At 70.6% G+C, this 16,374-nt stretch carries 12 protein-coding genes; 8 read left to right on the top strand and 4 right to left on the bottom strand.

The features are described 5' to 3' along the window. Nucleotides 1–11: 11 nt before the first annotated feature. A complete protein-coding gene (gcvT, locus tag VAB18032_RS22345; protein WP_013735198.1) occupies nt 12–1,136 on the bottom strand; it encodes a glycine cleavage system aminomethyltransferase GcvT in 1,125 nt (374 codons plus the stop codon). A gap of 160 nt (nt 1,137–1,296) precedes the next feature. Here gcvT and VAB18032_RS22350 point away from each other — a divergent pair, with 160 nt between their 5' ends. Next, nucleotides 1,297–2,865, top strand: coding sequence for a leucyl aminopeptidase (locus VAB18032_RS22350; RefSeq protein ID WP_013735199.1), 1,569 nt, complete (start codon nt 1,297–1,299; stop codon nt 2,863–2,865). Between the two features lie 64 nt (nt 2,866–2,929). Here VAB18032_RS22350 and VAB18032_RS22355 read toward each other — a convergent pair whose 3' ends face one another. Continuing rightward, nucleotides 2,930–3,259 carry a hypothetical protein gene (locus VAB18032_RS22355; RefSeq protein ID WP_013735200.1) on the bottom strand — a complete coding sequence of 110 codons (330 nt, stop codon included), beginning with the start codon at nt 3,257–3,259 and terminating at the stop codon, nt 2,930–2,932. A 180-nt stretch (nt 3,260–3,439) separates the two neighbouring features. Here VAB18032_RS22355 and lpdA point away from each other — a divergent pair, with 180 nt between their 5' ends. The 4 genes from lpdA to VAB18032_RS22375 all read left to right on the top strand — a co-directional run bounded on the left by lpdA (nt 3,440) and on the right by VAB18032_RS22375 (nt 10,455). After that, a complete protein-coding gene (gene lpdA, locus VAB18032_RS22360) occupies nt 3,440–4,831 on the top strand; it encodes a dihydrolipoyl dehydrogenase (RefSeq protein ID WP_013735201.1) in 1,392 nt (463 codons plus the stop codon). A gap of 73 nt (nt 4,832–4,904) precedes the next feature. Continuing rightward, nucleotides 4,905–6,737 carry a 2-oxoglutarate dehydrogenase, E2 component, dihydrolipoamide succinyltransferase gene (gene sucB, locus VAB18032_RS22365; protein WP_013735202.1) on the top strand — a complete coding sequence of 611 codons (1,833 nt, stop codon included), beginning with the start codon at nt 4,905–4,907 and terminating at the stop codon, nt 6,735–6,737. A 364-nt stretch (nt 6,738–7,101) separates the two neighbouring features. After that, on the top strand, nt 7,102–8,433 hold the full coding sequence (locus tag VAB18032_RS22370) for a low temperature requirement protein A (RefSeq protein WP_013735203.1): 1,332 nt from the start codon (nt 7,102–7,104) through the stop codon (nt 8,431–8,433). Between the two features lie 252 nt (nt 8,434–8,685). Further along, nucleotides 8,686–10,455, top strand: a complete 1,770-nt coding sequence (locus VAB18032_RS22375) for an LVIVD repeat-containing protein (protein ID WP_126710423.1) — start codon at nt 8,686–8,688, stop codon at nt 10,453–10,455. A gap of 150 nt (nt 10,456–10,605) precedes the next feature. Here the strand turns inward: VAB18032_RS22375 and VAB18032_RS22380 are convergent, their stop codons facing one another. Next, the gene (locus VAB18032_RS22380) at nt 10,606–11,244 is read right to left on the bottom strand and encodes a DUF305 domain-containing protein (protein WP_043725379.1); all 639 of its coding nucleotides are present in this window, start codon (nt 11,242–11,244) and stop codon (nt 10,606–10,608) included. Nucleotides 11,245–11,521: 277 nt separating this feature from the next. On the opposite strand from VAB18032_RS22380, the gene VAB18032_RS22385 reads away from it, so the two are divergent. Beyond that, nucleotides 11,522–12,421 carry a TIGR01777 family oxidoreductase gene (locus VAB18032_RS22385; RefSeq protein WP_013735206.1) on the top strand — a complete coding sequence of 300 codons (900 nt, stop codon included), beginning with the start codon at nt 11,522–11,524 and terminating at the stop codon, nt 12,419–12,421. Nucleotides 12,422–12,433: 12 nt separating this feature from the next. On the opposite strand, the gene VAB18032_RS22390 is transcribed toward VAB18032_RS22385, so the two are convergent. Then, nucleotides 12,434–13,672 (bottom strand): extracellular catalytic domain type 1 short-chain-length polyhydroxyalkanoate depolymerase, encoded by a 1,239-nt coding sequence (locus VAB18032_RS22390; protein ID WP_013735207.1) that lies wholly within the window; start codon nt 13,670–13,672, stop codon nt 12,434–12,436. A 175-nt stretch (nt 13,673–13,847) separates the two neighbouring features. Here VAB18032_RS22390 and VAB18032_RS22395 point away from each other — a divergent pair, with 175 nt between their 5' ends. Then, nucleotides 13,848–15,665, top strand: a complete 1,818-nt coding sequence (locus VAB18032_RS22395; protein ID WP_013735208.1) for a DUF6311 domain-containing protein — start codon at nt 13,848–13,850, stop codon at nt 15,663–15,665. A 58-nt stretch (nt 15,666–15,723) separates the two neighbouring features. Next, entirely contained in the window at nt 15,724–16,362 is a 639-nt protein-coding gene (gene lipB / locus VAB18032_RS22400; RefSeq protein ID WP_013735209.1) for a lipoyl(octanoyl) transferase LipB, read from the top strand. Nucleotides 16,363–16,374 lie beyond the last annotated feature (12 nt).

The raw sequence follows: 16,374 nt of genomic DNA on the forward strand, positions 1-16,374 counted from the left end.
CGTGGGTGGGGTTATTTGACGGAGGGGTGGGTGAAGGGGGGGCGGGTGAGGTGGGCGGGGGTGTGGCGGCCTCGGATGTCGATCTGGAGTTCGGTGCCGTCGGGCAGGGCGGGGGCGGTGTCGATGAGGGCCAGGGCGATGCCCTGCTTGTTGGTGGGGCTGAAGGTGCCGCTGGTGACGGTGCCGACCTGGGTGTCGCCGTGGAAGACGGCCATGCCGGGGCGGGGGATGCCCCGACCGGCGACGGTCAGGCCGCGCAGCGTACGCGTCGGGCCGGCGGCCTTCTCCGCGAGCAGCGCGTCGCGGCCCCAGAAGGCCGGCTTGTCCCAGCCCACCGCCCAGCCCGTACGGGCCTGCACCGGGCTGATCTCCAACGACAGGTCCTGCCCGTGCAGCGGGTACCCCATCTCGGTGCGCAGCGTGTCCCGGGCGGCCAGCCCGCAGGCCTGCGGCGTCGGCTCGGCGGCGAACAGCGCGTCCCAGACCGCGACCGCGTCGGCGGCCGGTACCACCAGTTCGTAGCCGCGCTCGCCGGTGTAGCCGGTCCGGCACACGGTCAACTCGACGCCGTCGAGGGTGGCCGGCGAGAAGCTCATGTACTCGTGCCCGGTGGGCAGGCCCAGGGCGTCCAGCAGGTCCGCCGAGCGCGGCCCCTGCACGGCCAGGACCGCGTACGCCTCGTGCTCGTCGGTGACCGTGACCTGCGGCGGGGCGGCGGCGCGCAGCCGGCGCACCACCTCGGCGGTGTTCGCGGCGTTCGGGATCAGGAAAACGTGGTCGTCGGCGTAGAGGTAGGCGATGATGTCGTCGACCACGCCGCCGGTGGCCTCGTCGCAGCAGAGGGTGTACTGCGCCCGACCCGGCTCGATGCGGCCCAGGTCGTTGCTGAGGCAGGCGTTGACGAACTCCGCCGCCCCCGGCCCGGTCACCCGCACCTTGCCCAGGTGCGAGACGTCGAACACGCCGACGTCGGTGCGGACCGCCGTGTGCTCCCGCAGCACCCCGCCACCGGCGTACTCCAGCGGCATCTCCCAGCCACCGAAGGGGGCGAATTTTGCGCCGAGGGCGGTGTGCCGCTCGGCCAGCGGGGTACGCCGCAGCCGGGTCTCGGCGGCGTCGATGCTCACGTCGGTCATGGGTCGCAACTTACCGGGACCCGACGGTCTGGTTAGCATCGGCGGGACCCCCCGGGATTCGGCGGGGCAGCATCAACGCCCGGCGGGTAACCACTCGCCGCCAACTCCATCGCCGGTACGCCACCATGCGACCGGCCCGGCCTGCCCGGGAGCAGCTTCCGTGACATCGTCCAGCACCAACTTGAGCCTGGTCGACACCGACCCCGCCGAACTCGCCGTCGACGCGATCGTGATCGGTGTGCACAGTACGGCCGGCGAGGATGCCACCAGCGGCCGCGGCGGCAGCCTTCTGCTCGCCAGCGGCGCGGAGAGCATCGCCGCCGCCTTCGACGGCGCGTTGACCGAGACGCTGGCGCTGCTCGGCGCGACCGGCGGCGCGGGCGAGGTGATCAAGTTGGCGACCCTGGGCACGATCACCGCCCCGATGATCGCCGCGGTTGGCCTCGGCCCGGAGCCCAGCGGCGCGGCGCCCGCCCCGGAAACCCTGCGTCGGGGTGCCGGGGCTGCGGTACGGTCGCTGGCCGGCTCGGCCCGGGTGGCGCTGGCACTGCCGCTGCCCGACGACGCCGACGCGTGCACCGCGCTGCGTGCCGTCGCCGAGGGTGCGCTGCTCGGCGGGTACCGGTTCGCCGGTTACAAGACCCGGCCGCAGCCGACCCGGCGCGATCCGGTGGCCGAGGTGCTGATCGCCGTGCCGGACGCCGCGGACACCGGTGCGCGGAACGAGGTGAACCGGGCCATGGCGGTGACCGCCGCCGTACGGCTGACCCGGGACTGGGTCAACATCGCCCCGAACGAGCAGCGTCCGCCGGTCTTCGCCGACGCCGTCGCCGAGGCCGCCCGAGCGGCGGGCCTCGGGGTGGAGGTGCTCGATGAGGTCGCGCTCCGCGAAGGCGGCTACGGCGGCATCATCGCCGTCGGGCAGGGCTCGGAGGCCCCGCCGCGGCTGGTCAAGCTGACGTACACCCCCGCCGAGGGTGGCACCGGCAAGCGGGTGGCGCTGGTCGGCAAGGGCATCACCTTCGACACCGGCGGCATCTCGATCAAGCCGTCGCAGGGCATGTGGGAGATGAAGTCCGACATGGCCGGGGCGGCGGCGGTGGCCGCGACCATGCTGGCGGTGGCCGACCTGAAGCCGCCGGTGGCGGTGACCGCGTACGTGCCGATCGCGGAGAACATGCCGTCGGGCAGCTCGTACCGGCCGGGTGACGTGATCACCATGTTCAACGGCAAGAAGGTGGAGGTGCTCAACACCGACGCCGAGGGCCGGATGATCCTCGGCGACGCGATGGCCCGCGCCTGCGCCGACGGCACCGACTACCTCTTCGAGACCTCCACGCTGACCGGCGGTCAGGTGATCTCGCTGGGCAAGCGGATCTCCGGGGTGATGGGTACGCCCGAGCTGTGCGAGCGGGTCCGCACCGCCGGCGACGCGGTCGGCGAGCCGGCCTGGCCGATGCCGATGCCGGACGACGTACGCAAGGGCATGAACTCCGAGGTGGCCGACATCTCGCAGGTCAACGCGGGCATGGAGCGGGCCGGGCACATGTTGCAGGGCGGGGTGTTCCTGAGCGAGTTCGTCACCGACGACGTCGCCTGGGCGCACATCGACGTCGCCGGCCCGGCCTACCACTCGGGTGAGGCGACCGGCTACCTGACCAAGGGCGGCACCGGCGTGCCGGTGCGCACCCTGCTGCACCTGATCGAGGACGTCGCCGCCAACGGCTGACAGGTAAGGAAGGGCCCCCTGTTAACGCCTCGCGTATAGCAGGGGGCCCTTCTTAACACGTGGCTCAGTACAGCTCCGGGCGGCGCTTGCGGCGCTCGTTGTAGTCGCGCATGCGCTGCGGATAGCCCATCAGCGCCACGTCGTAGATCGGGATGCTCAACCGGTAGGCGAAGCGCCGCGCCCCGTCCGGCCCGTTGATGCGCCGCCGCGTCCACTCGCCGTCGTCGGCGATCAGGATCACCGTGGTCTCGGTGACCGTGGTACGCGGCTCGATGTACGCCTCGACACCCTTTCGGGTGCGGACAAAATTCTCAAGGTGCTCCAGATCGGCGCGATTGGCCGTACGGTCAGGTTCGGCCGCGCGTGCCCGCTTGCGTCGCCGGAACAGTCCCACTGAGCCGTCTCCCCACCTGTCGCGTCATCGAAGGCAGTGCCAAGGGTACGTGGCGACAACGTGTCATTGGGCACCTCGGTACGCGCTCGCGACGCGGTGGTGACAAGATGGCCGAGGTGGGGTGTGTCCCTGTTACCCCGCCGTGACCCCCGATGCAGCGAAGCGACCTGGGAGTTGGACGTGAGCGAGCCGAACGACGCAACCTTCGACATCGTCATCCTCGGAGGTGGTAGCGGCGGCTACGCGACCGCCCTGCGCGCCGCCCAACTGGGGCTGTCGGTCGCACTCGTGGAGAAGGGCAAGCTCGGCGGCACCTGCCTGCACAACGGCTGCATCCCCACCAAGGCGCTGCTGCACGCCGCCGAGATCGCCGACCAGACCCGCGAGTCCGAGCAGTTCGGCGTGAAGGCCGAGCTGGTCGGCATCGACATGGCGGCGGTCAACTCGTACAAGGACGGCGTGATCTCGCGGCTCTACAAGGGCCTGCAGGGCCTGGTCACCGGCAACAAGGCCATCACCTTCGTGGCGGGCGCCGGCAAGCTGGTCGCGCCGAACGTGGTCGAGGTCGACGGCAAGCGGTACACCGGCCGCAACATCGTGCTGGCCTCAGGGTCGTACGCCAAGAGCCTGCCGGGCCTGGAGGTCGACGGCGAGCGGGTGATCACCAGTGACCACGCCCTGGTCCTGGACCGGGTGCCCGGTTCCGCGATCGTGCTGGGTGGCGGCGTGATCGGCGTCGAGTTCGCCAGCGTGTGGAAGTCCTTCGGGGTGGACGTGACCATCATCGAGGCGCTGCCCCGCCTGGTCGCCGCCGAGGACGAGGAGTCGTCGAAGGCGCTGGAGCGGGCGTTCCGCAAGCGGAAGATCAACTTCAAGGTCGGCAAGCCGTTCGAGAAGGTCGAGACGACCGACAGCGGCGTCAAGGTGACAATCGCCGGCGGCGAGACCGTCGAGGCCGAGCTGCTGCTGGTCGCCGTCGGCCGGGGTCCGAACACCGCCAACCTCGGGTACGAGGAGCAGGGCGTCAAGATGGACCGCGGCTACGTGCTGACCGACGAGCGGCTGCGCACCAGCGTGCCGAACGTCTACGCGGTCGGCGACATCGTGCCCGGCCTCCAGCTCGCCCACCGCGGCTTCCAGCAGGGCATCTTCGTCGCCGAGCAGATCGCCGGGCAGAACCCCGCGGTGATCGACGAGGCGGGCATCCCGCGCGTCACCTACTGCGACCCGGAGCTGGCCTCGGTCGGCCTGACCGAAGCGAAGGCCAAGGAGCAGTACGGCGCCGACAAGATCAAGACTTACAACTACAACCTCGGCGGCAACGGCAAGAGCCAGATCCTCAAGACGACCGGTTTCGTCAAGCTGGTACGCGTCGAGGACGGCCCGGTGGTCGGCGTGCACATGGTCGGCGCCCGGGTCGGCGAGCTGATCGGCGAGGCGCAGCTGATCTACAACTGGGAGGCGTACCCGGGCGAGGTCGCGCAGCTGGTGCACGCTCACCCGACGCAGAACGAGGCCCTGGGCGAGGCACACCTGGCCCTCGCCGGCAAGCCGTTGCACGCGCACGCCTGACCCACGACGTACCCGCGGCGTCCGGCGACGGGCGATGATCCCCCCACCAGGGAAATGAAGGAGTCTGGAGAACATGCCGGTATCGGTCACCATGCCCCGGCTCGGCGAGAGCGTCACCGAGGGCACCGTCACGCGCTGGCTCAAGCAGGAGGGTGACACCGTCGAGGTCGACGAGCCCCTGCTCGAGGTGTCCACGGACAAGGTCGACACCGAGATCCCGTCCCCGGCGGCCGGCGTGCTGACCCGCATCGTGGTGGGCGAGGACGAGACGGCAGAGGTCGGCAGCGAGCTGGCGGTCATCTCCGGCGAGGGCGAGTCGGCCGGCGGCCCGTCCGAGCGGCAGGCCCCCGCCGAGCACCAGGAGTCACCGCCCGCCGAGCAGGCCGCCGAGGCGGCCGCGCAGCCGCAGGCCGAGGCGGAGCAGTCGGCCGTCCAGGAGCCGGCCGAGCAGCCGGCCCCGGCCGCCGCGCCGTCGGGCGAGGGCACCCCGGTGCAGATGCCCGCGCTGGGCGAGAGCGTCACCGAGGGTACGGTCACCCGCTGGCTCAAGCAGGTCGGCGAGACCGTCGAGGTGGACGAGCCGCTGCTGGAGGTCTCCACCGACAAGGTCGACACGGAGATCCCCTCGCCGGTGGCCGGCACCGTCCTGGAGATCAAGGTCCCCGAGGACGAGACCGCCGAGGTCGGCGCCACGCTGGCCGTCATCGGCGCTGCCGGTGCCGCCCCGGCCGAGGCCAAGCCCGAGCCGAAGCCGCAGGCGGAAGCCAAGCCGGAGCCGGAGCCCGAGGCCAAGCCGCAGGCGGAGGCCAAGCCGGAGCCGCAGGTCTCCGAGCCGACGCCCGGCACGTCATACAACGAGCCGGCCGCGGAGGCGGAGACCTCGCCGGAGCCGACCAAGACCGAGCAGGCCGCCGTTCCCCCGGCCCCGACCGCGCAGCCCGCTGCCGCACCCAGTGCCAACGGCGAGGCGGCCGGTTACGTGACCCCGCTGGTACGCAAGCTGGCCAGTGAGCACGGCGTGGACCTGGCCTCGGTCAACGGCACCGGTGTCGGTGGCCGGATCCGCAAGCAGGACGTGCTGGACGCGGCGGAGAAGGCCCGCGCCGCCAAGGCCGCGCCCGCCCCGGCCGCAGCACAGCCGGCGGCGCAGGCACAGCCGGCCGCCAAGCCGCAGCCGAGCGCCAAGCGTGGCACCACCGAGAAGCTGCCGCGCATCCGCGCCGCCATCGCCAAGCGGATGCACCAGTCGCTTCAGGAGACCGCGCAGCTGACCACGGTCGTCGAGGTGGACGTCACCAAGGTCGCCAAGCTGCGGGCCCGGGCCAAGGACTCGTTCCTGCAGCGGCACGGCGTCAAGCTGTCGTTCCTGCCGTTCTTCGCCCTGGCGGCCATCGAGGCGCTCCAGACGTACCCGATCGTGCAGGCCCGGATGGACCTCGACGCCGGCACGATCACCTACCCGGACGCCGAGAACCTCGGCATCGCGGTGGACACCGAGCGGGGCCTGCTGGTGCCGGTCATCCACAACGCCGGTGACCTCAACCTTGGCGGCATCGCCAAGCGCGTCGCCGACCTGGCCGAGCGCACCCGCACCAACAAGATCAGCCCGGACGAGATCGCCGGTGCGACCTTCACGCTGACCAACACCGGCAGCCGGGGCGCGCTGTTCGACACCCCGATCGTGCCGTCGCCGCAGTCGGCGATGCTCGGCACGGGTGCCGTGGTCAAGCGCCCGGTCGTGGTCAACGACCCCGAACTGGGCGAGGTCATCGCGGTCCGCTCGATGGTCTACCTGGCCATGTCGTACGACCACCGCATCATCGACGGTGCCGACGCGGCCCGCTTCCTGACCGCGGTCAAGGAGCGGCTCGAGGCCGGCAACTTCGAGGCCGAACTCGGCCTGTAACACCCCGAACACCACGAAGGGCGCCCCCGTCTCCGGGGGCGCCCTTCGCGTTCCCCCACCCCACCCCACCCCTCTCCCCCACCCCGACCCCTAACCCCCACCCCGACCCCTAGCCCCGTCGATCATGCAGTTTCGGTCGCCGATTTGCCCTAATTCACCCCTTATGCGCCGACCAAAAGTCCATGATCGGCGGGGTGAGTGGTCGGGGTGGTGGGCGGGGACGTAGCGGGGTGGGCGGGAGGGTGGGGTGGATGGAGGGCTGGGAGGGCGGGGGGCTGGGAGGGCTGGGAGGCTCGGCGGGCTCGGTGGGTGGGCTGAGGGCGAAATTCGCCCCTCCCTGTCCTGAGCTTGGGAAACTCAGGCGGTGAGTGAGAAGGGCTGGCGCGGACGGCTGGGACCGGCCGTCGGGGTCGCGCCGGGCGCCCGGGTCGACAAGTTCGAGATCTTCTTCGACCTGGTCTTCGTCTTCTCGTTCTTCAACATCGCCCGCACCACCGCCACGGAGATCACCGGGCGGAGTCTGTTCCACGCCCTGCTGGTGCTGTCCGTGCTCTGGTGGTGCTGGGTGGTGCACACGGTGGTGGCGACCCGGGTACGCATCGGCGAAGGCTTCGTACCAGTGCTGATGGTGGCCGGCATGGCGGCGCTGTTCTCGTTCGCCCTCGCCCTGCCGCAGGCGTTCCAGGACTCGCAAGGCACCCACGCCGGGCCGGTCGTGGTGGCGATCAGCTACGTGGTCATCCGAGCCGTGCACCTGGCGTTGTTCCTGCACATCGTCCGGGACAACCCGACGGAACGCCGGCAGTTGATGCGGTACGCCCCCGAGTTGACCCTGAGCACCGTACTGCTGCTGGTGTCGGCGCTGTTGCCCGGCAAGCTCACCGACACGGGGACGGCCGAGGTGATCCGCGACGGGCTGTGGGTCAGCGTCATCCTGCTCCAGTACGGCACCGGGCTGCTCGCCAGCACGTGGGGCTGGGAGGTGACCTCCGCGGAGCACTGGACCGAACGGTACGACCTGATTCTGATCATCGCGCTCGGTGAGTCGGTGATCTCCGTCGGCCTGGGCAGCAACCTGATCGGCCAGCCGCCCACCTGGCCCGGGGTGACCGCGGCGGTGCTGGGGATCGTCTTCACCGCCGCCCTGTGGTGGGTGCACTACGACGTGATCGGACCGGCCGCCCGGATCGCCCTGCACGCCACTCTCGGTCGGCCGCGGGTGCTGATGGCCCGCGACGCGTACGCGTACCTCTACCTGCCGATGATCGCCGGGATCATCCTGTTCGCCCTCGGCGCCGAGGGCATCGTGCACGACATCGCCGAACCGGGCGTACCGTTCAGCGAGCCGGCACACGGGCCGGACGTACCGCTGCTGTTCGGCGGGGTGATCTTCTATCTGGCCGGGAACATGCTGTTCCAGTTGCGTACCCTGCACACCCTGTCCTGGCTGCGGCTCGGCACGCTGGGGGTGCTCGCGGCCTGCATCCCGGTCGCCATGGTGCTGCCCGGACTGGTCACCATGGGTCTGCTCACCGCCATCTGCGTCGGCCTGATCACCGCCGAGGTGGTGCTGATGTCGGAGGGTCGGCGGGCGCTGCGCGCGGCGGTCTACGAGGAGCGGACCGCGCACGAGGCCCACGAGGCCGCCTACCGGGCCCGCTGGCACGAGGATCCGCCCGACACGATGACACCCTGACGAATCACCCTCCACTCGCGACCGTCCGGGCAGCGCGCAGGTGATCATTCGACGAATGGCGGATGATCAACCAAGATCAACCAGGTTGTTTCCGGTACCTGACGAAAGCCGCCGCCCTCCGCTCCCACCTGGCTTTTTCTTCACCCGTTCGGCGGAGACGCCAGAAGTGCCGTCGTCGGTACGGTCCTACGCACACGACGCGTCCTTCCTGATGGAACCCCCCGCGTCGGTCGTTCCACCGAAAGGCAGGCAATGACAGTTCGAACCCCCTCTCGGCCCCGCCGGGGCCGGCAAGCCCTCGGCGTGATCGCCGCCGGGCTGCTTCTTGCCGGTGCCCTGCCGGGCACCGCATCGGCGGCGGAGCCCGACCCGCGAGTCGGGCTCGGTGCCGGCTGGCTCGACGCTGAAACGGCGATCAGCAACCTGGAGCACCTGGCCAACCGGCCCAAGCCGGCTGGCTTCGTCGACCCCAACAACCCGGGTGCCGGCTCGTTCATCGCCTCGGACCTCGGTTTCGGCGACAAGTACGCCGTCCTGGGCAACTACAACGGTTTCAACATCGTCGACATCTCGAAGCCGGCCGACCCGACGCTGGTCACCAGCGTGGTCTGCCCGGGTGGTCAGGGTGACCCCTCGGTCTTCGGCAACCTGGTCTTCATGTCGGTCGAGGAGACCCGCGGGCGCGTCGACTGTGGCACCAACAGCAGCGTCGGCACCCGTTTCCAGGGCGTCCGGATCTTCGACATCAGCGACGTGCGCAACCCGGTCCAGGTCGCCGCGGTGCAGCTCTGCCGCGGTTCGCACACGCACACCGTGGTGACTGACCCGAAGGACAAGAACCACGTCTACATCTACAACTCGGGTACCGCCGGGGTGCGGCCGGCGAACACGATGGAGGGTTGCAACAACAACCCGGCCGACGGCGACAACCCCTCGCGCTGGCGCATCGAGGTCATCAAGGTTCCGCTGGCCGCTCCGCACCAGGCCGCCGTGGTGAACGCGGCGCGCCTGTTCGCCGACCCGACGACCGGCCGGATCGACGGCCTGCAGAACGGCCCGACCACGCCGCGTCACCCGTCCGGTGGCACCTGGTCGCCGTCGCCGAACACCAACACCTGCCACGACATCACCGCCTACCCGGAGATCGGGCTGGCCGCTGGCGCGTGCCAGGGCAACGGCATCCTGGTCGACATCTCGGACCCGGCGAACCCGGTCCGGATCGACGAGGTCTCCGACCCGAACTTCGCGTACTGGCACTCGGCGACGTTCAACAACGACGGCACCAAGGTCATCTTCACCGACGAGTGGGGCGGCGGTAGCGGTGCTCGCTGCCGCGACATCGACCAGCCGGAGTGGGGCGCGAACGCCATCTTCGACATCGTCGACGGCAAGATGGAGTTCCGCAGCTACTACAAGCTGCCGGCTCCGCAGACCACCGCGGAGAACTGCGTTGCGCACAACGGCTCGCTGATCCCGGTCCCCGGCCGTGACATCATGGTCCAGGCCTGGTACCAGGGCGGCCTGTCGGTGTTCGACTTCACCGACTCCACCAACCCGCGTGAGATCGCGTTCTTCGACCGCGGCCCGATCGCCCCGGACCGGATCGTCAGCGGTGGCTACTGGTCGGTGTACTGGTACAACGGCAACCTGTACGGCAACGAAATGGCTCGTGGCCTCGACGTCTTCGCGCTGAAGCCCAGCCAGCACCTGTCGGCGGCGGAGATCACGGCGGCCTCGCAGGTCAAGCTCGCCGAGTTCAACGCCCAGCACCAGCCGAAAATCGAATGGACCCCGAGCTTCGCGGTTGCCCGGGCCCACTACGACCAGGCGGTCCGTGCCAACACCCTGGGTAAGCAGATGACGTCCCAGGTGGACAAGTTCCTCGAGCGGGCTGAGAAGTTCGCTGCCGAGGGCAAGCGTTCCGCGGCGGTGGCCCAGCTCGGTGCCATCTCCAACCAGATCAGTGGTGCTGAGCACCAGGCGCTGAAGCAGGCGATCCTGGACCTGCGCGCCTCGCTCTGATCCGTTTCTGAAGTAGAGGGGCACCTCGACTCGACACCATTCGAGTCGAGGTGCCCCTCGCCTTTTCGGTAGTTCGCCGTGGTCCCGACCGAAGCCGACCTGACGGCACGCCGTGGTCCTGCTCGGGCAGCAGGACCACGGCGACCCGCTTCAGCGCATCGCGGCCAGCATCTTCTGCATCCGGGCGATCTCGATGCTCTGGTCGGCCTCGAACTCCCGGGCGAACTGGTCGGCGGCCGGCTCCAGCCCGCCACCGGAGGCGTACAGCTCCTCCACCATCGACACCGCCCCCTCGTGGTGGCGGATCATCAGGGTGAGGAAGAGCTTGTCGAACTCCGCGTCCCGGGCCTGCTTGAGCTGGTCGAGCTGCTCGGGGGTGAGCATCCCCGGCATCAGCTCGTGCCCGGCGTGACCAGCGTTCGGCCCGCTGGTCGGCACGTTGCGCTCCGTGAGCCATTGCTGCATCAGCGCAATCTCGTCCCGCTGCGAGACGTCGATCCGCTTGGCGAGCAGCCTGATGTCCGGGTTCTCCGTACGGTCCGTCACCAGCGCCGTCATCGTCAGCGCCTGCTGGTGGTGCGGGATCATGCCCTGGATGAACATCGTGTCGGCCGCGGTGAACTTGGGCGGCGAAATCTTTGCCACCTCGTCCTCCGAAAGGGTCTTGCCGGACTGACCCGGAGCACCCGGCTGGACCACGTGCGAGCTCGGCGGCTGGTACGGCGGTGGTTCGCTGTCCGGCCAGGCGGCATACGCCACCCCCGAACCGACCACGGCCGTGACGGCCACGGCCGAAATGATCATACGACGAGACAGCGGCATGACTCTTGTACCCAATCTGAAGCTTGAGCTGCACAGATGCGAAGGCCATAGTGCCTCATGCCTTACGCCGTCACCAGGGACCGGGCGGTTGCCGGTTGATCCACCCCGGCCACCCGGACGGTTGAGCAGATCGGACGAACGGCCCATCGAGCGACGCGGTGAGCCGGCCGCCGACGAAGGTCGACGACGAGAACTCCGGCGGGCTGACTCGGCCTGGCGCTCGCGCGTACCCGAAGATATGAGCATGCGGATCCTCATGGCCGGCGCTTCCGGCTTCCTCGGCACCCAACTGGTCGACCTGCTCGTCGCCGACGGGCACCAGGTGACCCGGCTGGTCCGGCGGCCACCGCGTACCCCCGACGAGCGGCAGTGGTCGCCGTCGGCGGCGCAGCTGGACCCGGCCCTGGTCGCCGAGGCGGACGCGGTGGTCAACCTGGCCGGCGCCGGGGTGGGTGACCGCCGCTGGAACGACAGGTACAAGCAGCTGATCCGCTCCAGCCGGGTGGACACCACAAGCACCCTGGCCATCACCATCGCCGGGCTGCCGGCCGCGGATCGGCCGGAGGTGCTGCTGAACGCCTCGGCGATCGGCTGGTACGGCAACACCGGCGACCGGGTGGTCGAGGAGGACGCCCCGGCCGGGGAGGGCTTCCTGGCCGACGTGGCCCGGGTGTGGGAGGCGGCGACCCGACCGGCCGAGGACGCCGGGGTACGGGTGGTGCGGCTGCGCACCGGCCTGCCACTGCATCGCGACGGTGGGCTGCTCAAGCCGATGCTGCTGCCGTTCAAGCTCGGCATCGCCGGGCGGCTGGGCAGCGGCCGGCAGTGGATTCCGTGGATCTCGATGGTCGACTGGCTGAACGCCACCACCTACCTGCTCGCCCGCGCCGACCTGGCCGGGCCGGTGAACGTGGTCGGCCCGGCGCCGGTCACCAACGCCGAGTTCACCAGGGAACTGGCCCGTCAGCTGCACCGCCCCGCCGTCATCCCGATCCCGGGACTGGCCCTGAAGGTGGCCCTGGGTGGCTTCGCCCAGGAGGCGCTGACCAGCACCCGGGTGCTACCCGGCGTGCTGGCCCGCGCCTCCTTCACCTTCCGCCACCCCGACCTGCCCAGCGCCCTGGCGGCCGCGCTGCAGGACTGATCCCGGCCCCGCTCAGCAGCCGATGGTCCAGTGGTTGACGGCGATCTGGCGCAGGGCGGTGGTGTAGAAGGTGTTGTAGAGACCCATTCGCTGATTCGAGCCGTTGGCGTAGGCGTAGCCGCCGGAGTGGTAGGCGCGGCCCGCGATCACGTGCGCGTAGTTGCTGGCGGTGACGCAGATCGGGGCACCCGTCGGGCTCGGTGAGACCGTCGGGCTCGGCGACCCGGTCGGGCTCGGGGACACCGTCTGGCTCGGGGTGGGCGAGGGCGTGCCACCACCGTCCAGGCCGAAGAAGAGCGCGTCCCGGTACGCCGAACAGATGGTGTTCAGGAAGTACGCGGCGGCGGTGCCGCACTGGTCCACGCCCGAGCCGGGGTTGACCGGGGTGCCGTGGCCCATGCCGGAGACCCGGTAGAGGCGTACCGCGTCGTTGCCGTACACCTCCAGGCTGGTGCCGCCGGGCAGTGCCGCGGTGCTGGTCGGGGTCTGCGACACGCCGAGCACGTTCGTCCACTGGTCGCGGGACTCGACGGCGTTGGCCGGCACCACGGTGTAGTCGGCGGTGCCGTGCCAGATCGCCACCCTGGGCCGTGGCCCGGTGTAGCCGGAGTACGCCGCGCGCACCAGGTCACCCCACTGCGCCGGGGTCTTGTCCACCCCGGGGCTCATGCAGGAGAAGGCGTTGACCATCCCGGTGGCGCAGCGGTACGGGATACCGGCGATCACCGAGCCGGCGGCGAACACGTCCGGGTAGGTGGCGAGCATGGTCGCGCTCATCGCACCGCCACCGGACAGACCGCTGACGTACACCCGGTTGGCGGCCGTGCCGAAGGCGGACCGGGCGTGGTCGACCATCTGCTTGATGGACAGCGCCTCGCCCTGGCCCCGGCTGGTGTCGCCGGTCTCGAACCAGTTGAAGCAGGCGCTGGAGTTGTTGGCCGACCGCTGCTCGGGCACGATCACCGCGAACCTCCACTGGTCGGCGTACTTGCGCCAGCCGGAGTTGGCGAAGTAGCCGGCCGCGTCCTGGGCGCAGCCGTGCAGCAGGACCACCGCCGGCGCGCCGGACGGCAGGTTGTCCGGGCGGTACGCGTACATGGCGAGGTTGCCGGGGTTGGAGCCGAAGCTGGCGACCTGGGTCAGGGACGCCGCCTGGGCGGGGGTGGCGACGGCCACCAGCGCGGCGGCGGCCACGACCAGACCGGCCAGTACGCCGGCTGACCGGCCGGAACGGGTACGGATGCGGCGCACGGGACCTCCAGGGGACGGTGTGAGCTGGGTCACCGATGATTGCCGCGAGGTTACGCAGCTGCGTCCAGACGATGACATGGCGAGGATGCACACATTCGTCGATGTCCGGGTGTGGGCCCCTGACTTGCACCCGGAAGTGCCGGCCTGTCCGGGTGCGGTTGGTAACGTCCGCTAGGTGCCCACCTCGCCGTCCGTGGCGTCCGCGCCCACCTCGCCTGTACGTGTCACCCGTGATCGACGCGCCGACCTGATCGTGACACTCGTCGCGCTGGCGCTCGCCGTCTGGGTGACAAGCGGGCTGTGGCGCGACCCCAACGGTCGCGCGATCACCGTCAACTCCAGCGACCAGGCACTGTTCGAATGGCTGCTGGCCTTCGGCGGGCACGCGGTCAGCCACGGGGACAACCCGCTCTACACGTATCTGATCAACGTCCCGGACGGGGTGAACCTCGCGGTCAACACCTCCATCACGGTGTACGCGGTGGTCTTCGCCCCGCTGACGTACCTGATCGGGCCGCCGGCCACCTTTCTGGTGATCCTCACCCTGAACCTGGCCGCGACCGCCGTCGCCTGGTACTGGCTGCTCTCCCGGCACCTGGTCCGCAGTCCGCTCGCCGCCGCCGTCGGTGGGCTGTTCATCGGCTTCTCCCCCGGCATGGTCTCGCATGCCAACGCCCACCTGAACTGGACCGCCGGCTGGCTGGTGCCGCTGCTGGTGTGGCGGCTGTTCGCGTTGCGCCGCCCGGGGCACTGGCTGCGCGACGGCGTGATCCTGGGCGTGCTCGTCGCGATCTCCTTCTCGATCGCCGCCGAAGGGCTGTTCTTCACCGCCCTGGCGCTCGGTCTCTTCGTGGCGGTGTGGGCGCTGCACCCGGCCAACCGGGCGCAGGCGCGGGCGGTGCTGCCGTCGTTCCTGCGTGGCCTCGCGGTGACCGCGGTGGTCGCCGGGGTGCTGCTGGCGTACCCGTTGTGGTTGCACTTCGCCGGGCCGCAGCGCTTCCACGGCACCGGCTTCGACCCGGTGATCCACTCGGAGGACATCGCCGCGTACGCGGCGTTCCCGCGCCGCTCGCTGGCCGGGGAGGCGGGTCTGCGTACCACGCTGGCACCGAACCCTACCGAGGAGAACTCCTTCTTCGGGTGGCCGCTGCTGGTGCTGACACTCTGCTGCTTCGTGCTGCTGTGGCGACGCGCCGATCCGCATCGCCGGGCCACCCTGTGGGCCCTGGGTGTCCTGGCGGTGGTCTTCACCGTGCTCTCCTTCGGGCCGGTGGCGAAGGTGGACGGTCGGCGTACCGACCTGCCGATGCCGTTCGACCTGCTCGGGCAGCTGCCGGTGGTGAACGCCGCGCTGCCCGCCCGACTCGCGCTGGTGGTGACGCCGGTGATCGGCGTGCTGCTGGCGTACGCCATCGACCAGTTGCGGCAGCGACCACCGCGCCGGGCGGCGGCGGTGGCCTGGACGCTCGGATTCGTGGCGGCGTTGCTGCCGCTGTTCCCGACGCCGCTGCTGACCATCGAACGGGAGCCGATCCCCCGTTTCATCACCTCGGGTGCCTGGCGCGAGTACGTCTCCCCCGGCGGCACGCTGACCCCCGCCCCGCTGGCCCTGGACGTCTACCCCGACGGTCAACGCTGGCAGGCGTACGCCCTGGCCAACCGGCAGGGTGAGTTCGCCATCCCGTCCGGGTTCTTCCTCGGCCCCGGCGGTCCCGACGGCCGGGGCCGGATCGGGCCGGTGCCCCGGCCCTTCAGCGCCCTGCTCGACCAGGCCGCCCGCACCGGCCTGCCGCCGATCGTCACCGAGGGCACCCGCGAGGAGGTCCGGGCGGATCTGGAGCATTGGCGCATCGAGACGGTGGTGCTCCCCGACGAGGTGCACGGTGCCAAGTGGCCGGTCGACGAGGAGGCGCTGCGCCGCACGCTGACCATGCTGCTCGGCGAGCCGGAGCGGGTCGAGGACGTCTGGCTCTGGCGGGTCCGCGAGGACTGACTGCGGGTGAGCCGGCTCACCCCAGGTGACCAGCGAGTACGGGTCTAGGCTGGAACGCGTGACCACGACGACCTCCGGCCTGACGGCCGTACGCGCCGGTGTCCTCGACTACACCGCCGCCTGGGACGAACAGCGCCGCCTGCACGACGCGGTGGTTTCCGGTGAGTCCGGCGACACCGTGCTGCTGCTGGAGCACCCGAGCGTCTACACCGCCGGCAAGCGCACCGAGCCGTGGGACCGCCCGATGGACGGCACTCCGGTGGTCGACGTGGACCGGGGCGGCAAGATCACCTGGCATGGTCCGGGGCAGCTGGTCGGCTACCCGATCCTGCGCCTGCCCGATCCGATCGACGTGGTCGCGTACGTGCGGCGGGTCGAGCAGATGCTGATCGACGTGTGCGCCGAGTTCGGTCTGACCGCCGGCCGGGTCGAGGGGCGCAGCGGCGTCTGGGTGCCGGAGGACGACCGGGGCCCGGCCCGCAAGGTGGCCGCCATCGGCATCCGGGTCGCCCAGGGCGTCACCCTGCACGGCTTCTCGATCAACTGCGACTGCGACCTGACGCACTTCGACAAGATCGTGCCGTGCGGAATCCGCGACGCCGGCGTCACCTCTCTCTCCGCCGAACTGAACCGCCCCATCCCCGTCACCGACGTCCTCCCGGTAGTCGAAACCCACCTCCCCACCATCACCCCCTGACTCACCACTCCG

This window comes from Micromonospora maris AB-18-032 (assembly GCF_000204155.1).
Classification (GTDB): Bacteria; Actinomycetota; Actinomycetes; order Mycobacteriales; family Micromonosporaceae; genus Micromonospora; species Micromonospora gifhornensis.

What these genes read in the sequence shown, in the direction of transcription:
- gcvT (WP_013735198.1), bottom strand. Translation starts at nt 1,136, where the DNA reads ATGACCGACGTGAGCATCGACGCCGCCGAGACCCGGCTGCGGCGTACC.
- sucB (WP_013735202.1), top strand. Translation starts at nt 4,905, where the DNA reads ATGCCGGTATCGGTCACCATGCCCCGGCTCGGCGAGAGCGTCACCGAG.
- VAB18032_RS22375 (WP_126710423.1), top strand. Translation starts at nt 8,686, where the DNA reads ATGACAGTTCGAACCCCCTCTCGGCCCCGCCGGGGCCGGCAAGCCCTC.
- VAB18032_RS22385 (WP_013735206.1), top strand. Translation starts at nt 11,522, where the DNA reads ATGCGGATCCTCATGGCCGGCGCTTCCGGCTTCCTCGGCACCCAACTG.